Raw genomic sequence first — 16,511 nt, forward strand, 5'->3', positions numbered from 1 at the left:
GGAACATGCTTGCCACGCTCACAATCCATTTGCGCATTCCACTCTGCGCCTCACTGAAAGAAAAACGCGGACGGATCAAGCCGCTCATGTCGCGCCTGCATCGCGAATTCAATGTATCCGTTGCGGAGATGGACCTGCATGATAAATGGGATGAAGCCATCCTCCTGTGTGCCATGGCGGGAAACGACCGTGCCTTTCTGCAATCAGCGCTGCAAACTGTGGCAAAATGGGTGGAGGCGAATTGGCCGGATGGCGATGTCTGGGATACAAGGATCGAAACGGTCTAAAGGTCGAATGTTACGGTAAAAAATGTCAGCCTGTAATCCGTAGCCGCGAGGAGAAAACAATGGATCTACAACTCAAAGACAAATGCGCCTTCATTGCAGGATCATCGCGTGGATTAGGTCACGCCACCGCCGCGACTCTTGCCCGCGAAGGATGCCGGGTTGTTTTAAACAGCCGTGACGAAAGAAAAGTCGTCGCCGCAGCGAAGAAAATCACGGACGAAACAGGCACACAGGCATACGGTCTGGCGGGAGACGTGAGCGATACGTCATCGGCGGAAAAGCTGATCACCGCCACGGTCGAAGCGCTTGGCGGACTCGATATCCTGATCACAAATGCGGGCGGACCTCCGGCGGGTCCCTTCGAATCTTTCGATGAAGACGACTGGCAGCGGGCGGTGGACGCTTCCTTTCTGAGCCATGTCCGTTTAATCCGCGCCGCCCTGCCTCATCTACGAAAGTCATCCGCCCCGGCTGTTTTAGCGGTTACTTCCTACACGGTCAAACAACCCATGCCAAACCTTGTGCTATCGAACAGCGTCCGCATGGCGACCATCGGATTGATAAAATCTCTCGCCCTCGACCTCGGAAGGGAAAATATCCGTTTCAACGCCATCCTGCCCGGCTGGACGATGACGGAGCGCGTGGAGGAATTGATGGGTTTTCGCGCAAAGACGAACAAGACAAAGGTCGAAGATGAATTTGCAAAACAAACCGCGGAGATTCCCCTGGGGCGGATGGCGCGACCGCAGGAATTTGCAAACGCCGCAGTGTTCCTGGTTTCGCCAGCCGCATCCTATATCCACGGCGTCGCCATGGCGGTCGACGGCGGCATCATTAAAGCGACGCTATGATCGATTTGCCCATATGGTACACTTTCCAACCGTTTCGGCTCTGCTTGCACACTTAATCGCCAAGCATTTCTCATCACCAACAAATGACAAAACTCTCCCGTCTTACCCGTAATTCGCTGACCGTTGCCTTCTTCTTTCTGATCGACAAAGTGCTTGCCTTTGTGCGCACGGGCATCATCTCGCGCCAGTACTCGGATGAAGTGCATCTGCTTGACACGTTCAACGCCGCAAACAACCTCCCCGACCTGTTATTTGCGTTGATCTCCGGGGGAGCGCTCGCCATGGCATTCATCCCGCTGCTGACCGAATACATCACCACCAAGGACCGCGCCGCCGCATGGGACTTGTTCTCGCGCGTGGCGAACATCGGTTTTTTGGTTACAGGCGGTTTTGCCATCTTCATTGCCATCTTTGCCCAGCAGATCGTGGACGCCAATCTCGGCATCGCGCCGGGGTTTGGAGCAGAGCAGCGCAAATTACTTGCGGATCTGATGCGCCTGAATCTTATAGGCACGATCATCTTTTCCATCAGCGGCCTCGTGATGGCTTCGCTGCAAGCCAATCAACATTTCGTATTGCCCGCGCTCGCGCCCGGTATGTATAACGTCGGACAAATCCTCGGCGCCATATTTCTTGTGCCGCGCTTTGGAATTCATGGTCTGGTTTACGGAGTCATCCTCGGGGCGGCGTTCCATCTGCTCATTCAGGTTCCCGGCTTGATCATGTACGGCTTTCGCTGGACGCCCGCCGTGGATTTGCGACACACGGGTTTGATCGAAGCGCTCAAACTTATGGCTCCGCGCCTTTTTACCATGGCGGGAATTCAGATCATCTTCATCGCCCGCGATAACCTTGCGTCACGTCTCGACCAGGTCGGCGCAGTGACTTCGCTCACCTACGGCTGGATGATCATGCAAGTCCCTGAAACGATTTTAGGGACGGCAATCGCAACAGCCATGCTGCCCGCTTTATCCGAACTCGCCTCCAAACAAGACTGGCACGGATTCAGCGTTACCGTCGAACGCGCCCTCCGTGTCCTCATCGCCTTAACCCTACCCATTGCGGCAGTGATGGCGGCTGGGATTCACCCCCTCGTGCGCGGCATTTTCGGATTTTCAGAAGAAATTTCCCAACTCATCACCTGGACCACCCGCGCTTATCTCGCCACGCTGACCGGCTATACCATTCATGAGATCGCCATCCGCGCCTTCTACGCCCGCAAGGAGCCGATGATTCCCTTATATGCGGTCGCCATCCGGTTGTTGATCTTCTTGACGATCGGCATCCTCGGCGTGACATACTTCCAAGATATCGGCGCGCCTGTCATCGCTTTTGCAGAGATCGCCCTGCTCATCGAAGCCGTCATCATCCTGGGCTGGCTCTCAAAACGCACCCATGAAACTCTGAAAACGAACACTGTCATCATTAAGGGTCTAATTGCGGCAATCGTCGGCGGCATACTTGCCTACCTGATCGCGCTTTACCTGCCCGGTGGAGCGATCTCCACCGCATTGATCGGCATGATCGTCGGCGGGATCATCTCGCTGGCAATCATCTGGTCCGAGGCAAAGATCGTTCTGAAGTTGTAAAACACTTCAACATTTAAAACCTTCCGTTTTTTTCCTGGTTAACCAAAATTAAACACCAGAGAAGCATCCATCAAAAGAATGTATAATCACGCCCATGTCTGAAGAATTAGAATCCACACAATCGAATAAACCTGCCGACCCCGACAGCACAAAAAAGATGAAGGCGTACAAGGAAGAAGACACCCAGCCGCTGAAACCGGCCGGGGTGGAAGACCAGAGACCGGCGGCGGAAGAGCCGAAAACCACACCGCCAGTAAAGAAAACATCGCGTTGGAAATCCATCCTCGGCGGTGTCCTGGGATTCATCCTGCTCATCGTTCTGGGCGGATTCGGCGGTTACAGTTCCGGCATCAACGCGCGCGAGAACGCCGAAGATGCCATCCTCGTCCAACAGCTTTCCGAACAGTATTCATTTGCCCTGGTCGATATTCAATTCGGACGGTATGAAAACGCACGCCAGCGGTTGGAATACATCATCCAGAAAGACCCGAACTTCCCCGGCGCGCAGGAAAAACTGACCGAGGTGTTGGTGTTGAGCAGCATCCCCACACCCACCCCCGCGCCCACCGCCACTGCCACGCCCGATTTCAGCGGCGCGGAAAATGCGTTTTTACGCGCGCAGGAACTTATCCGCGCCCAGGATTGGACCGGCGCGTTGACGGCTTTGGATACCGTCCGCAAACTGGACCAGAATTACAAAGCGGCGCAGGTCGACGGCATGTATTATTTCGCGCTTCGCAACAAGGGACACGACCTGATCACAAAAGAAGGCAACCTTGAAGGCGGCATTTACTTCCTGACCCTCGCCGAACGTTTCGGTCCGCTCGATAACACGGCGAAAGGATTGCGCGACGGCGCGCGGGCCTACATGGTAGGCGCAAGTTTCTGGGAACTCGATTGGGAACAAGCCGCGAACAACTTCGAGCAGGTATCCGCCGGGTGGCCCTCGATGTGGGATGGGACCATGACCGCCGCCCAGCGTTTCGTCATCGCATCGTCGCGCTTCGCTGACGAGATGTTCGCAGTGCAGGAGTTTTGCGGAGCTTACGACCAGTATGCAAAAGCAGCAAGCCTGGGTCAACTGGATGAAGCCAGCCTCGCAAGACAAAACCAGGCTTATGCCAACTGCTACCCGGCGACAGAGCCGCCCGCCACAGAACCTCCTCCAGCCGAGATCCCCACAGCCACCCCGTAATCATCCATGAGCGCGCCTTCCACAACCGCATTGGCGGTGATCTATTGGATGCACTTCCTCGCCACTGTGACATGGATCGGGAGCCTGGCGGCGATCAACCTGCTCTTCCTCCCCGCATCAAAACGGACCTTGAAACTGGCGGACCAACTCAGCCTTGTCTCCGCCCTTCAAAAGCGACTCGAGCCCCTTGCCTGGTTCTGCATGGGCGTCCTTTTGGTTACGGGATTGTTTCAGTTGAGCACCAGCCCGCATTATGACGGATTCCTTTCGATCAGCACGCAATGGTCGCTCGCCATCCTCGCCAAACACGGATTCGCCGTCCTCATGGTCGTAGTCAGCGCCATCCAAACCTGGGAAGTTCTCCCTGCGATCCAGCGCCTTCTTCTAAAAAAAGACAGGGCAGATGAAGCCGAGCTTGCCCATCTGCAAAAAAGGGAAACCAGACTCTTGAGGGTCAACCTGCTGCTCTCGGCGCTGATCCTGGCAGCCACAGCGCTGGCAAGAGTATCTTGAATCAAACACGACTCACCCGGAGATTAAGGTTTCTCGGGTGAGTTCGTTTTTAAGAACAAATGGAACGCCGATTAACACTGAAAACGCGTTTTTAATCCTTTCCCGCGCGCTTCGCGGTCTGCGCTTGTCCGCGTCCCGATTAAATTTGGGGTAAATTACGTTGCTATAACTTTATCAAACTAGGCTGTTCCGCAAGGACACCAGTCAGATCGTATGCGAACGCGCCGGTGATCCTGACCGGGACGATATCGCCCACATTCGCCCTGCCTTCCACCACCAGATACCCATCGACCTCCGGCGCGTCGCGATAAGACCGCCCGACCGATATGCCGTTATCGAATCCTTCCACCAACACATCCAAAGTCCTGCCCACATAAGACTGGTTGACCTGAAGCGAAATATTCTGCTGGAGTTCCATCAGGCGTCCCTCCCGTTCCTGCTTGACCTCTTTGGGGACGGGATCGCCCAGCGGCGCAGAAGTAGTACCGGGTTCGAAGGAAAACTGAAATGTCCCGGCGCGGTCGAAGCGCATCTCGTTCACAAAATCGTACAATGCCTGGAATTCCTCTTCCGTCTCGCCGGGGTAGCCGACGATGAACGTCGTTCGAATGGCAAGGTCCTCGATCGTCGAGCGCATTTTTCCGAGCGTTTTATACACCCAATCCATGTTGGATGGGCGTCTCATCCGGTATAAGGTCTTGGGATGGGCATGCTGAAGGGGAATGTCGAGATAGGGCAAAATTTGTTTGCGGGTCGCCATCACATCGATCAGCCTGTCGGTGACGTATCCCGGGAAGGCATACATGATGCGGATCCAATCCATATCGGGCACGGAGTCGGTCAACTGCTCGAGCAGGACAGCCAATCCATCTTTCATTCCGAGGTCGTGGCCGTAATCCGTCGAGTCCTGCGCTATAAGAATCAATTCCCGAACGCCGTTATCCCGCAGGACCCGCGCCTCATGGATGATGGACTCGACCGGGCGGGAAACTGCCGTGCCCTTGATGAGCGGAATCGCGCAAAACGCGCAGGGCCGCCTGCATCCATCCGCGATTTTTAGATAGGCGCTCGGCCCCGTCACGCTGACGCGCAACGCGCCGTGTTCATCTGCGCCGACCGTGGGCGCTTCGGGCAAATGATAAACAGGTTCGGGATGTTTACCTTTTCTAACCTCATCGACAACCTGAACGATGTCCATCCAGCGCCGTGTGCCCAGGATCGCATCGATGCCGGGGACTCTTTTTGCAACCTCCACACCATAGCGCTGGGTCAGGCATCCCGCCGCGATGAGGACCTGATGCTTCCTTTTGCCTTGCGCCAGTTCGCCCAGCACGCGATACGACTCGTCCTTGGCGGGACCGATGAACCCGCAGGTGTTGACGATCAAAACCGAAGCCTTCGACGGGTCTTCGACAAAGCGATATCCTTCGCCTGCCAGCAATTGCGCCATCGAATCGGAATCGACCGTGTTCTTCGAGCAGCCAAGGGATACCAGGTGAAAAGTTTGTTTGGTCACAGATTTCCTCTGCGCCAATTATACAGGGAGACGCGTCGTTCGTCTCGCCTATGAAGCCGTGGGGAGTGGACGAAGTCCCAGCGGTGTAGGTCACATTCCCATACGGATCATAACTCTTTGCAAGCGCAATATCTCCGCTGGCATAGGCAAGTTGACGCACGCTCCCCAAGGCGTCGCCGAGGAAATACTCGGTGACACTGCCGGTCTGCGAGATGCGACCGTTGCCGTAGAGGTAGGAATTCGTGCCGTCTTTCAGGACTTGAGTCAAGTCAGTATTAAGGTCGAGGACGTATTGAGTCCCATTTTGGGTGAGGCGGTCGCCAAGTCCGTTGTAGGTGTAGGTCGTTGTCCATTTAGTGGAAATGAGCCGGTTGTCAGGATCATAGCTATAGGAATTTGGGCTATATCATTCATTAAATCCAGACCATTGCAAAGTTGTACAACAAGTCCCCGGATTTTTTACATAATGCTCCTCCAGGATTTCAGGTGATGTATAAAGGATTGTGTCAATCAAAATTTTTGGTGACACGTTATTACCATCTATAATGCTTTCACATTCGTTGTAATCATTTTATCGCGAACAGTTACAGCTGCTCCCTTTTTTATCCATGTCACCGTGATTTCACATCTTCCGTATGGGCTTGGCCAAAAATAGATTAAATGATCAGGCGTTCCCAAACGCTCAACCGCATTTTTAAGCGTGAGTTCAAACTTCACACCTATCAAATTTTTTATTAATTTACCGCCATAGAAGGTCAAGATACCACATGGGTATTTATTACTTTCTACGCATTTGTATGAAATTTCGCTTGCCAAGGGGCCATTATTGAACAAGTAAGTCTCGTACTCATTAATACTATTACCATCGATGAAAGGCGATTGTTTCAAGGTAGATAAGGCATCCTCTTTTGTCGATTTATTTATTTCCAGTCCATACCAACAAGGCGGATCACAAATTTCACCAGTCAGGAAACTCCGATCAACTATCGGTATTTTATTCGGAGTAGAAATTCGTGCAGAACAGCCGGTTAGCGCCAGAACAAATATAAAAATTAACCGTTTAATGAATAGAGTTAATTTTATCCTGTACATATTGTTTCCTTATCGATCCCAAAAAGTAACCTGGATGGTAATGCGGGTCACTATAATCTGCAAATGATTCAGCCCAATCCTCGCGAGCATTTGATCCCGCATAGGTTCCTGGAGGAGCCTCTTGACCCTGGGTCGCGTCATAGTAACAAGCAGGAGTGGGGTATGGGGTGCAATAATAGGAACCAACCACTCTGGACATCTCAGAACTTAAACGAAATCCGGTGCGGATATCCCACACATGCCCAAATTCATGAATGGTTGTATAGTTTATATAGTTTCGATTTGTAATCCCATAGTTAAAATATACAATATGTAGGAACGGTAAAGTATGTGGTGTGTATTCCCCATCAAGATCCACGCGTCTTATTTTGACCGGTTGAAACCTCATTGCCGATCTAAATTTTGTGATCCCACCCATCCCCTTGGCAGTGGCTCTTACACCATTAAAAACGTTATAAAACTCATCAGCGCTTCCCCAATTCCCTTCTTTCCACACACATGTTGGCAGGGCTACCCCACTTGGCGCATACTGCTTGACATAGCCCCAGTCTTTTTCGATTTCTACCCCATATAGTACTCGTAATTTACCCCTGATAACATCAGCAGTCCGCGCATCATGTCCCTCCGCAATATGACCTGTGGGATCAATACGGTTCACCGGATTCCCCTCCACATACATCCACCGGTTCAGCGACAGCGGATTGATGTAATCCCCGCCCCACGTATCGCGTGACAGGAATCTCCCATCGCCGCTTGAGTAGTACCTTGCGCGGAGATAGGTCAGCCCTGAAGCATCCTGCTGTTCGCCTGTATACGCAAAGGGACTTGTCCCGTCCCCGCTGCTCAAAGTCACATTCCCATACGGATCATAACTCTTTGCAAGCGCAATATCTCCGCTGGCATAGGCAAGTTGACGCACGCTCCCCAAGGCGTCGCCGAGGAAATACTCGGTGACACTGCCGGTCTGCGAGATGCGACCGTTGCCGTAGAGGTAGGAATTCGTGCCGTCTTTCAGGACTTGAGTCAAGTCAGTATTAAGGTCGAGGACGTATTGAGTCCCATTTTGGGTGAGGCGGTCGCCAAGCCCGTTGTAGGTGTAGGTTTCCGTGCCGTTGACCGAGATCAGCCGATTGGCGGAATCATAGACGTAGGTGTTCACGCCGTCACTGAGTAAATTCCCATTGTCGTCGAAGGTGTAATTGACTGCGTTCACGCTGGATAGGCGGTCGGCATCATCGTAGACAGAATTCGTTGTGGACAGCAAGTCATTGACAAAACTTTCCTGAGACAGCCTGTTCCCCACAGCGTCGTAGGCATAGTGGCTGTAAAAACTGAATAAGTTTGTGCCTTTACCATGGATTTCTCAAATCATTGTTTCAATAATAATCCAAAAGTTTGCCCGCTATCAGCAAAATAAACAATTATTACGCCACCACTGTACCCTACCTTGCCATAAGTCAAATCATCGTTCTCAATGTTAGTGGAAAAATCGATCTCGCGCAAGATAGCACCGGACAGCAAGTCAATAACTACAAGAGAAATATCCTCTCTCAATACATATGCTCGCATTGACTGGAAGTCAAGAGCAACATTTGAAATATAAATTTCTCGGCTACACCAATTTTGATACCCGTTTTCTAAACTTAGGGAGCATATTCCATTATTTGGCATACTGACAACTAATGTATGATCTCCTGCTTTTTGCGGCGCCCTTTCTTCACCCACAAAAAATGGATCGCCTTGTTTCCATAATACCCTCCCAGTCCGATCATCGACTGCTTCAACTTCATAGTCGCCCAGTTTTCTGAATAAAATATTCTCCACCGTCCACAATGTTTTTTCTTTATTAGTCTTGGATAAAATGGCTCCTGTCGAAGGGTCAATCTGATATATGTAATCTCCATAATAAACTCTTAGAATTTCACCATCAATCTGAAGAATTACATCCACATGTCCATCGCCTAAAAAAATCGTCCACACTAGCTCACCGGATGTCAAGTTGTATGCGTCTACCGCCACGCTATTAGGCAAAAATATCATATTTTCATACACAACCAACCCCCTTGCCCCTGGGCGGGTAGAAGGGCGATTTGTTTTCCATACTGTTTTTCTGGTCAACAGATCGTAGGCAATAAGTTCATCTCCATCTGCTGTTACAGCAAGCAGCATATTTCCACTAGCGATCATTTGATCTGATAATTCGTCATTTGACCATATTACTGTTGCATTTGTTTCGGTTGGATTTATTGTGTGCAGTATTTTGGGGTGATTAATCTTCTCGACCAAAATTTGAATCACAATCATCACAGAAACAATAACAATCAATAATGCTATAGGGGCGCTTCGCCTGGATAACCAGATGAAAAATTGGTTTAATCGCATATCATCCTCATGCGCAAGTCGTTTTTCGTTATTCAAATATTTATGGCGTAATCCAAGGTACGGGAATTTCAAACGGATCGGGCGAGGGTGGGAATGGTGGCGGCATGGTCGGCGCGGGATGGGGTGTATCTGTAGGTTTTGGCGGCCCATAAGGTTTCTGTGGCTTTGGGCAAGTGAAGGGATTTCGGACATGAAAATCCTCATAACGCTTAGCGGCAAGCAATGCCAGTCCTATTTGACCATTCCTTGCGCTCGCAAATAGCATTGATGCGCTGGAAAAGATACCTAGAGCGGGAGAACGGCTCCCTGAGAGAATATCAGAGATCAACCTCCCGCGATTCACATATCCATCTTTATCTGCATAATAATCAATAGACCCACGCATTGTGTAATTACTCTCAAATCCCGTCCCATCTATTGGCAAGTGACCAAATCCCAGCGACACATATAAAAATGCTCCTTTTATGCTCCAATCACGGTTATGGAAATACCCGCCTCCACCTTGCAACCCTCCTATTAAAGGTATACAAGCAATGCACGAATCACCATAGCCGCCTATTGATAGTCCCGAGTAATCACTATTTATGAATGTACTTCTTTTATTCGTATCATAACGGAAACCTTCAACACCTCCAGTATAAATCGTTCCCCCCCAAGATTCTAACAAGAATCCCCCAACTACGCCTGTATACGTAAATCTTGCCCTAGACATGGTTGCGTAATCGTAAACAATTTCCACTCCTTCAATATATCCATTGCCAACTCCGCCGCCCCATGAACGCCCTTCAATATAACCTAAGCTCAAGGGGGCTCGACCCGTCGGATCCACCAAATTGACCGGATTCCCCTCCACATACATCCACCGGTTCAGCGACAGCGGATTGATGTAATCCCCGCCCCACGTATCGCGTGACAGGAATCTCCCATCACAGCTTGAGTAATACCTTGCGCGGAGATAGGTCAGCCCCGAAGCATCCTGCTGTTCGTCCGTATACGCAAACGGACTTGTCCCATTACCGCTGCTCAAAGTCACTGTCCCATAGGGATCGTAATTCTTTGCAAGGGTAATTTCTCCGCTGGCGTCGGTCAACTGGCGCACGCTCCCCAACGCATCGCCCAGGAAATACTCAGTGACACTGCCGGTCTGTGATATGCGTCCATTGCCGTAGAGGAAGGAATTCGTGCCGTCTTTCAGGACTTGAGTCAAGTCAGTATTAAGGTCGAGGACGTATTGAGTCCCATTTTGGGTGAGGCGGTCGCCAAGTCCGTTGTAGGTGTAGGTCGTTGTCCATTTAGTGGAAATGAGCCGGTTGTCAGGATCATAGCTATAGGAATTTGGGCTATATCATTCATTAAATCCAGACCATTGCAAAGTTGTACAACAAGTCCCCGGATTTTTTACATAATGCTCCTCCAGGATTTCAGGTGATGTATAAAGGATTGTGTCAATCAAAATTTTTGGTGACACGTTATTACCATCTATAATGCTTTCACATTCGTTGTAATCATTTTATCGCGAACAGTTACAGCTGCTCCTTTTTATCCATGTCACCGTGATTTCACATCTTCCGTATGGGCTTGGTAAAATAGATTAAATGATCAGGCGTTCCCAAACGCTCAACCGCATTTTAAGCGTGAGTTCAAACTTCAACCTATCAAATTTTTATTAATTTACCGCCATAGAAGGTCAAGATACCACATGGGTATTTATTACTTTCTACGCATTTGTATGAAATTTCGCTTGCCAGGGGCATTATTGAACAAGTAAGTCTCGTACTCATTAATACTATTACCATCGATGAAAGGCGATTGTTTCAAGGTAGATAAGGCATCCTCTTTTGTCGATTTATTTATTTCCAGTCCATACCAACAAGGCGGATCACAAATTTCACCAGTCAGGAAACTCCGATCAACTATCGGTATTTTATTCGGGTAGAAATTCGTGCAGAACAGCCGGTTAGCGCCAGAACAAATATAAAATTAACCGTTTAATGAATAGAGTTAATTTTTATCCTGTACATATTGTTTCCTTATCGATCCCAAAAGTAACACGGATGGTAATGCGGGTCACTATAATCTGCAAATGATTCAGCCCAATCCTCGCGAGCATTTGATCCCGCATAGGTTCTGGAGGGCCTCTTGACCCCGGTCGCGTCATAGTAACAAGCAGGAGTGGGTATGGGGTGCAATAATAGGAACCAACCACTCTGGACATCTCAGAACTTAAACGAAATCCGGTGCGGATATCCACACATGCCCAAATTCATGAATGGTTGTATAGTTTATATAGTTTCGATTTGTAATCCCATAGTTAAATATACAATATGTAGGAACGGTAAAGTATGTGGTGTGTATTCCCATCAAGATCCACGCGTCTTATTTTGACCGGTTGAAACCTCATTGCCGATCTAAATTTTGTGATCCCACCCATCCCTTGGCAGTGGCTCTTACACCATTAAAACGTTATAAAACTCATCAGCGCTTCCCCAATTCCCTTCTTTCCACACACATGTTGGCAGGGCTACCCCACTTGGCGCATACTGCTTGACATAGCCCCAGTCTTTTTCGATTTCTACCCCATATAGTACTCGTAATTTACCCCTGATAACATCAGCAGTCCGCGCATCATGTCCCTCCGCAATATGACCTGTGGGATCAATACGGTTCACCGGATTCCCCTCCACATACATCCACCGGTTCAGCGACAGCGGATTGATGTAATCCCCGCCCCACGTATCGCGTGACAGGAATCTCCCATCGCCGCTTGAGTAGTACCTTGCGCGGAGATAGGTCAGCCCTGAAGCATCCTGCTGTTCGCCTGTATACGCAAAGGGACTTGTCCCGTCCCCGCTGCTCAAAGTCACATTTCCATAAGGATTATAACTCTTCGCAAGCGTAATTTCTCCGTTGGGGTCGGTCAGTTGACGCACGCTCCCCAAAGCATCGCCCAGGAAATACTCGGTGACACTGCCGGTCTGTGATATGCGTCCATTGCCGTAAAGATATGAATTTGTTCTGTCGCTGAGGACTTGGGTCAAGCCAGCGTTGAGATCGAGGACGTATTGAGTCCCATTTTGTGTGAGACGGTCGCCAAGCCCGTTGTAGGTGTAGGTTTCCGTGCCGTTGACCGAGATCAGCCGATTGGCGGAATCATAGACGTAGGTGTTCACGCCGTCCCTGAGCAGATTCCCGTTGTCGTCGAATGTGTAATTGACTCCATTCACGCTTGTGAGTCTATTCGCGACATCATACTGATAACTGGTTTTCTTCCGTCATTCTGTTCCCCACTGCGTCGTAGGAGTAGTGATAGTAGTCACCGGTCGAATAGTCCGCGGCGTTGAGACGGTTTAACGGATCGTAGATGTAGTCAATCGTCACGGTTTGAAGAGTCTGCTGTGGATTGGAGGGAGAATATCCTATGATGCTACTTATCTGGGCCTGCTCCTGTAAATTCAAAAAACTTGCTGGATATTGACGACAAGTAGGCGTTTAGTTCCGCTTCTGATAAATATCTTGCTTCTAAAATTAATAAATTTGAAGGTGCCCTCCCTTCTTCGTCCACGATATAACAATACTTCTCCGCTTGCTCAAGATCTTCGAATCTTGAGGCAAGAACCAAGCGGCTATTCATCCACACTAAGTAAACTTCACACATGACCCTTTCCGAGCCAAGGTTGCCAAATCCTATGTAATCTGGTTCTCCTAAAAATTTAACTACTTCATCTTGCGTAATTTTGTAATTGAAGCCAACTACAATTTTAGTGAGAATATCATCTATAACAGCCAGTGTTAGGCAAATTTGGTTAGAATTGATACAGTTTGCCTCAATCAACACCCCAGGAGCGGACGCGCTGAAATCATAGTTCGGCATTGACACTTGAAATATTTGTATTTCTTTGTGGTCAATGAAAGTTAGTGTTGGTAGAATTGAGGTTACATCACTCTCGCTCGATTCGCCAACCTCAAGCCCCTGCCAACACGGCGCCGAACAGGGAATTCCGGTAAAGAGGCTTTTATCCATTTGCTCGGGTGAAGGCGTTATCACGGAAGCGGGGGTGGGTGTAGAGCCTATACATCCAAAAAGTAAGGCTCCTAATACGCCCGTAATTGCAATTCGGTAAATTGCCCAATCTCGTATCATCATGTATTCCCTGTATGCTTATTGAGAACACTTATTACCATTGAGCAATCCTTCAATATAACCCTTGCGAGTCGGATAATTTTTCAGAGATGGAACGCCCTTAAAGTTTGGATATACACAGATCGCAAAACTGTCAGCAAAATCCTCTCTTGGGCCAGTTTGCCCATACGGGGTGGGTGGCAATTCTCCGCGATTGTTGAATTTAAAACATGAGGAATCGAAGTCGTTATTACAATAGATGTCAAATGACTTCGTGCGAGAATTCATCTCCTTGCTCAACTTGAAAACAGGAAATTGTCGCGTATCCCAAACATGAGCAAGTTCATGCGTAATTATTGCTCCCGCTACCATTTTCCCATGATAATAGGTGTCGTTATAAATTTTCACATCTAAAATTGTCCATGCGGCAGCGCCACGGGGATGTTTATCTTCCGCCATGCGTACAAACTTGATGGGTCTTCCCCTTAATGCTACCCAGAATCTTCCTATTCCTCCCAATTTCTTAGCCATTGCTCCAACACCGTCAAGTGTCCATTCAAGCTCACGCACATTTCGCCAATTTCCTTCCTGCCATTCGCATCGGTAGGTGGTTGGCTGATATCTGGAAGATTTGGGGTTGGGAATAGGAATTAGTTTATAACCCCAATCTTTCACAACATAAACGTTATATGACTTTAGCTTCTCCACAATCAAATCGGCTTTTCTAGCTTGCATTCCTTCGGAAATATGCCCAGTTGGGTCCACAAAATTGACCGGATTCCCCTCCACATACCCCCACCGGTTCAGGGACAAGGGACGGTTGTAATCCCCGCCCCACGTATCCCGTGACAGGAACCTCCCATCGCCGCTTGAGTAATACCTTGCGCGGAGATAGGTCAGCCCCGAAGCGTCCTGCTGTTCGCCCGTATATGCAAATGGACTTGTCCCGCTGCCGCTGCTCAAAGTCACTGTGCCATAAGGATCGTAACTCTTGGCAAGCGTAATTTCTCCGCTGGCATCGGTCAGTTGACGCACGCTTCCCAAAGCATCTCCGAGGAAATATTCAGTGACACTGCCGGTCTGCGAGATGCGTCCATTGCCGTAGAGGTAGGTGTTCGCGCCGTCGCCCAGTAAATTCCCATTATCATCAAATACGTGGTTGATTCCGTTTATGTCGTATAACCTGTTAGCAGCTTCATAACCGAATGAACAGTCGATGGTAGATCATTGACCATTTTTAGTGGAGTTCATTAAATATTATAAACTCACCATTGTATGGATTAATTAAAACCTGAAATGAAACTAAGGGGTAATAGGTTACACTCCATTTATTTTGATTTCTTTGATTTATACTCACTAATATTCTACATTCATTATTAGCTTTTAATCTTGCATCAGTTCCGCCATTTTCTTCCGCTATCCGCAATGCTTGATCAGCAGTAAAGTTGAAATTTTTATAGTCATTGGCATGCCAAGGTTTCAAAAACGAATGGGGGTAGTCTGCTCCATCCCGCCAAGAAACTAATTTTGCCAATGGGAAAATATCAATTTGTCGTGTAATATACCTCTCCTCAGAGTTTATTGTGATTTCTTTATAGTAGGTTGCTTTAAAAGAATCGAATCCAACATTCAGATTGCGGCAATTTCGATCAAAATCTAATGAATATAGTTCCCAGCCTTCTAATTGGTCCCCCCAAGCATGCTGACTGAGGGCAGCTACGATTTTTAAATAATCAGCTTGGGTCCATGAAAAAGAGCCATCAGGTAGAATATCATCATTTGTGCCGGGAGTTGCTTTTACTGGAAAGAATACATTCGAATCTCCTTGAGACAAAGTGCTCAAGATGGTGTCTGGAGCAATAAGATAATCTACAGAATTAGAATTCGCTCCTTGGGTAGGATATTCTCGTTCATAATTGTCACACGACGTAACAGTGATAAAAATTAAGGTTGTCAAAAATATAGGCGACCATTTTATGCTACCTTTTAATCGCTTTATCATCCTATTTAACCTCTTTTTTTAATTCAGACACAAATGAATTCTTTGCAATTCGTGAATGGTATTAAAATTAATATCTCTAGGCATATACCAAGTTTTTAGTTCATCTGTAGCCTTTTCAAATCTATTTAATTGCTGAGAAGTATTAACGCATGAACCATCTCTAAACCATTCATACCATTTTATGGTTATACCTTTCTCATTTATTCTGTTCGCCTTTGCGGTAAGACCATCCCGAATAAGATTAAACTTTGTAAACCCCGGTCCATTTTGAGCGAGAGCTGCCACTATATATATATCAGTCGAACTACATCCAGCAGCAATACAAGTATCCGTTGCGAGTTTAATACGCCTACGCATATATTCAATTGCCCATGATTTTTCTGTTTGGCCATGTGGATTCTCTTGTTTATAGTTTCCGGCTCCATAAAGGGCATCCATTTCCTCCTCTGTTTTACAGATAGTGCATGGAACATATTTCATTAATTTCTTATCAAACTTTGTAATGGTATAGCATAAAATACCATACCCTCTGTGCTCATTTTCTTTATTCGGATGTTTAGGGTTTGGAATCCTTTCACCATAAGGTGTTTCTTTTTCTTTGTTAGTAATTTTCCCTGGACCTTGTCCATCATAGTCATCATTTACTTTCCAATCATAACTTTCTGCCCAACACTGAACAGCCACCCCAGCCATTGCATAGGTATTAAGCCAATCTGATTTTGAAATCTTGGCAAATGTTTCTACATATGGAACGTTTTGACTAGGATCCCAAACGCAATGCTGTGGAGGATACGGTCTATTTCCACTCGGATCCACCAAATTGACCGGATTCCCCTCCACATACCCCCACCGGTTCAGCGACATGGGACGGTTGTAGTCCCCGCCCCACGTATCCCGTGACAGGAACCTCCCTTCGAGTGGGCTGTGATACCTTGCTGACATAGAGAATATAAATGATAGCGAT

Annotated in this window: 15 protein-coding genes; 5 read left to right on the plus strand and 10 right to left on the minus strand. The window is 48.3% G+C overall.

Features of this window, described 5'->3' with window-relative positions:
- Positions 1-5 precede the first annotated feature (5 nt).
- The 5 genes from HS100_22370 to HS100_22390 all read left to right on the plus strand — a co-directional run bounded on the left by HS100_22370 (position 6) and on the right by HS100_22390 (position 4,435).
- On the plus strand, positions 6-287 hold the full coding sequence (locus tag HS100_22370) for a DUF503 domain-containing protein (protein ID MBE7436677.1): 282 nt from the start codon (positions 6-8) through the stop codon (positions 285-287).
- A 59-nt stretch (positions 288-346) separates the two neighbouring features.
- Entirely contained in the window at positions 347-1,138 is a 792-nt protein-coding gene (locus tag HS100_22375) for an SDR family oxidoreductase (GenBank protein ID MBE7436678.1), read from the plus strand.
- Between the two features lie 83 nt (positions 1,139-1,221).
- The gene (locus HS100_22380; protein MBE7436679.1) at positions 1,222-2,727 is read left to right on the plus strand and encodes a murein biosynthesis integral membrane protein MurJ; all 1,506 of its coding nucleotides are present in this window, start codon (positions 1,222-1,224) and stop codon (positions 2,725-2,727) included.
- Between the two features lie 94 nt (positions 2,728-2,821).
- Complete coding sequence (locus HS100_22385) at positions 2,822-3,922, plus strand: hypothetical protein (protein MBE7436680.1); 1,101 nt, start codon at positions 2,822-2,824, stop codon at positions 3,920-3,922.
- Between the two features lie 6 nt (positions 3,923-3,928).
- Entirely contained in the window at positions 3,929-4,435 is a 507-nt protein-coding gene (locus HS100_22390) for a CopD family protein (GenBank protein ID MBE7436681.1), read from the plus strand.
- A 163-nt stretch (positions 4,436-4,598) separates the two neighbouring features.
- Here the strand turns inward: HS100_22390 and rimO are convergent, their stop codons facing one another.
- The 10 genes from rimO to HS100_22440 all read right to left on the minus strand — a co-directional run bounded on the left by rimO (position 4,599) and on the right by HS100_22440 (position 16,489).
- Positions 4,599-5,951: a 30S ribosomal protein S12 methylthiotransferase RimO gene (gene rimO / locus HS100_22395; protein MBE7436682.1), complete on the minus strand. Its 1,353-nt coding sequence runs from the start codon at positions 5,949-5,951 to the stop codon at positions 4,599-4,601.
- 540 nt (positions 5,952-6,491) lie between these two features.
- A complete protein-coding gene (locus HS100_22400) occupies positions 6,492-7,043 on the minus strand; it encodes a hypothetical protein (protein ID MBE7436683.1) in 552 nt (183 codons plus the stop codon).
- Positions 7,012-8,307, minus strand: coding sequence for a hypothetical protein (locus tag HS100_22405; GenBank protein MBE7436684.1), 1,296 nt, complete (start codon positions 8,305-8,307; stop codon positions 7,012-7,014). The genes HS100_22400 and HS100_22405 overlap by 32 nt, the downstream gene beginning before the upstream one ends.
- Positions 8,308-8,411: 104 nt before the next feature.
- Entirely contained in the window at positions 8,412-9,425 is a 1,014-nt protein-coding gene (locus HS100_22410) for a PQQ-binding-like beta-propeller repeat protein (protein MBE7436685.1), read from the minus strand.
- 40 nt (positions 9,426-9,465) lie between these two features.
- Positions 9,466-10,632, minus strand: coding sequence for an RHS repeat-associated core domain-containing protein (locus HS100_22415; protein ID MBE7436686.1), 1,167 nt, complete (start codon positions 10,630-10,632; stop codon positions 9,466-9,468).
- A 1,240-nt stretch (positions 10,633-11,872) separates the two neighbouring features.
- Entirely contained in the window at positions 11,873-12,649 is a 777-nt protein-coding gene (locus tag HS100_22420) for an RHS repeat-associated core domain-containing protein (protein ID MBE7436687.1), read from the minus strand.
- A gap of 200 nt (positions 12,650-12,849) precedes the next feature.
- Complete coding sequence (locus tag HS100_22425; protein ID MBE7436688.1) at positions 12,850-13,569, minus strand: hypothetical protein; 720 nt, start codon at positions 13,567-13,569, stop codon at positions 12,850-12,852.
- Between the two features lie 15 nt (positions 13,570-13,584).
- Positions 13,585-14,580 (minus strand): RHS repeat-associated core domain-containing protein, encoded by a 996-nt coding sequence (locus HS100_22430; GenBank protein ID MBE7436689.1) that lies wholly within the window; start codon positions 14,578-14,580, stop codon positions 13,585-13,587.
- A gap of 202 nt (positions 14,581-14,782) precedes the next feature.
- Entirely contained in the window at positions 14,783-15,547 is a 765-nt protein-coding gene (locus HS100_22435; GenBank protein MBE7436690.1) for a hypothetical protein, read from the minus strand.
- 18 nt (positions 15,548-15,565) lie between these two features.
- Positions 15,566-16,489 carry a hypothetical protein gene (locus HS100_22440; GenBank protein ID MBE7436691.1) on the minus strand — a complete coding sequence of 308 codons (924 nt, stop codon included), beginning with the start codon at positions 16,487-16,489 and terminating at the stop codon, positions 15,566-15,568.
- Positions 16,490-16,511: the final 22 nt, after the last annotated feature.

Source organism: Anaerolineales bacterium (assembly GCA_015075725.1).
GTDB lineage: Bacteria > Chloroflexota > Anaerolineae > Anaerolineales > Villigracilaceae > Villigracilis.